This window comes from Micromonospora sp. NPDC047753, assembly GCF_040642735.1.
In the GTDB taxonomy this organism is placed as follows: domain Bacteria; phylum Actinomycetota; class Actinomycetes; order Mycobacteriales; family Micromonosporaceae; genus Micromonospora.
In genome coordinates this window covers 1-2,319 of record NZ_JBEYSL010000745.1, presented here as the reverse complement: position 1 = coordinate 2,319, position 2,319 = coordinate 1, and the positions used below count along the sequence as shown (strand labels likewise).

Genomic DNA, 2,319 nt, shown 5'->3' with positions numbered 1-2,319 from the left:
CGGCGACGGTCGTGCGCGGGACGGACCCGAGCAGTTCGATGTCGGCCTGCGCCTGTTCGTCCGCCGTCGAGCTGGAGAGCAGGCCGACGGGTGCTTCCCCGCCGCCCCCGGTCACCGACATCCTGGGGAGGAGTTTGATCATGGAGGTAGGGGAGTTACTCACCGGCCTGTACAGCGAGCAGGGCAGACAGGACCCGTACCCGTGGTACGCGGAACTGCACCGGCTCGGCCCGATCAGCGCGGTGCCGGCGCGCGCCGAGCACCGTACGGTGGCCGCGGTCGCGGTCGGCTACGACCTCGTCGACGGGTTGCTGCGCGATCCGGAGTGGACGAAACAGCCGCCGCCGGGCTGGGAGGAGCACGAGATCCTGCGGACCTTCCAGACCTCGATGATGTTCGTCAACCCGCCCGATCACACCCGGATGCGGCACGTCTTCTCCCGCACCTTCACGCCGCGTCGGCTCGGCGCGCTGGAACCGGTGATCCTGCGCGTGGTCGACGAGCTGCTGGACCGGATGGCGGACGCCGGGGATGGCGTGGTCGACTTCGTGGCCGACTTCGCGTACCCGATTCCGGCCCTGGTGATGGCCGAGTTCATCGGCATCCCGGCCGCCGATCTGCCGTGGTACCGCGAGCGGGTGGAGTGGATCGACGAATTCCTGGACGTGGCGGGGAAGACCCCGCAGCGGCTGGCCGCGGCCAACACCGCCGCTGAGGAGTTGCGGGCCTTCTACCGGGAGTTGATCGGGCACCGCCGCCGGCTGCCCGGGGACGACCTGCTCAGCGCATTGGTCGAGGCGCTCGACTCCGGGGAGGTGGAGCTGACCGAGGAGGAGTTGGTCAGCAACCTGATCGTGCTGTTCAACGCCAGCTTCGTCACCACCGTCTACATGTTCAGCAACGGGCTGCCGCTACTTTTGGCCCACCCGCGGACGGTCGCGGCGCTGCCCACCGACGCCACGCTGGCGCAGGGCTGCGTCGACGAGGTGCTGCGGTTGGCGAGCCCTGTGCATTTCCTGGCCCGCGCCGCGCCGGCCGACGCCGTGCTGCACGGCGTGCCGGTCGCCGCCAACGACAACGTGCTGATCATGATCGGGGCGGCCAACCGCGATCCGGCCCGTTTCCCGGCCCCGGACACCTTCGACCCGACCCGTCCCGGCCCGCCGTCGCTGGCCTTCGGGGTGGGTCTGCACTTCTGCCTCGGCGCGGCGGTGTCGCGGTTGGAGGGTCGCCTCGCGCTGCCCCGGCTGTTCGCCAGGTTCCCCGCGCTGACGGTCACCGAGACACCGACGTTCAGCGGCAGCCTGTTCCTGCGTGGCATCGACAAGCTGCTGGTCAGCACCGGCGGATAGGGGCGACATGGCAGCACACCCGGAGGTGGCCGCGTACCGGGCGGCCCGCGCCGCGGCCGGCACCCCACCGCTGTACGCACAGACCCTCTCCGAGGCGCGCGCCGCGGACCTGGCCGCGATCCGCGCCGGCAGCGGCGCGGTCGAGCCGGTGACCGAGGTACGCGACGAGCGGCTCCCCGGCCCCGCCGGGGAGCTGCCGCTGCGGGTGTACCGACCGGCCGGTTCGGGTCCGCTGCCCACCCTGCTGTACTTCTTCGGCGGCGGGTGGACGCTCGGCAGCATCGACACCGCCGACGGCATCTGCCGGCGGCTGGCCAACGCCGTGCCCTGTCAGGTGATCACCGTCGGCTACCGCCTCGCCCCGGAGCACCCCTTCCCGGCGGCCGTGCACGACTGCCACGCCGCCACCTCGTGGATCGCCCGGCACGCCGACGAGCTGGGCGCCGACCCGACCCGACTGGCGGTCGGTGGGGACAGCGCCGGTGGGAACCTGGCCGCCGCGGTCACCCTGCTCAGCCGAACGGACGGGCCGCCGCTCGCCGCGCAACTGCTGGTCTACCCGAACACCGACCAGAGCGGCGAACCGGCCGGGGACGAGGACCCCGCGCTGTTCAACCGCCGTTCGGTCGTCTGGTACCGGAGGAACTACCTGGTCGACCCGGCCCACGCGAGGGACCCGCTGGCCTCGCCGCTGCTCGCCGAGGACCTCTCCGGGTTGCCGCCGGCGCTGGTGATCACCGCCGAACTGGATCCCCTGTGCGCCGAGGGGCAGCGGTACGCCGATCGGCTGCGCGACGCCGGCGTGCCCACCCGGCTGGCGCACTACCCCGGCATGATCCATGGGTTCTTCGCCATGCCGGGCACCTTCACCGACGGGCGGCTCGCGCAGGAGAGCGCGGCGGCCTTCCTCCGCGAGCGCTTCGGACTGCCGGCCGCAACGGGCTCGGCCTCGGCGGGCTCGGGCGAG

At 72.6% G+C, this 2,319-nt stretch carries 2 protein-coding genes; both read left to right on the top strand.

Annotated elements, in window-relative coordinates:
* Window positions 1-140 precede the first annotated feature (140 nt).
* Window positions 141-1,352 (top strand): cytochrome P450, encoded by a 1,212-nt coding sequence (locus ABZ749_RS34035; protein WP_357235241.1) that lies wholly within the window; start codon window positions 141-143, stop codon window positions 1,350-1,352.
* 7 nt (window positions 1,353-1,359) lie between these two features.
* Window positions 1,360-2,319 (top strand): alpha/beta hydrolase (locus ABZ749_RS34030; RefSeq protein ID WP_357235238.1); only part of this gene is annotated, 960 nt, incomplete at its 3' end.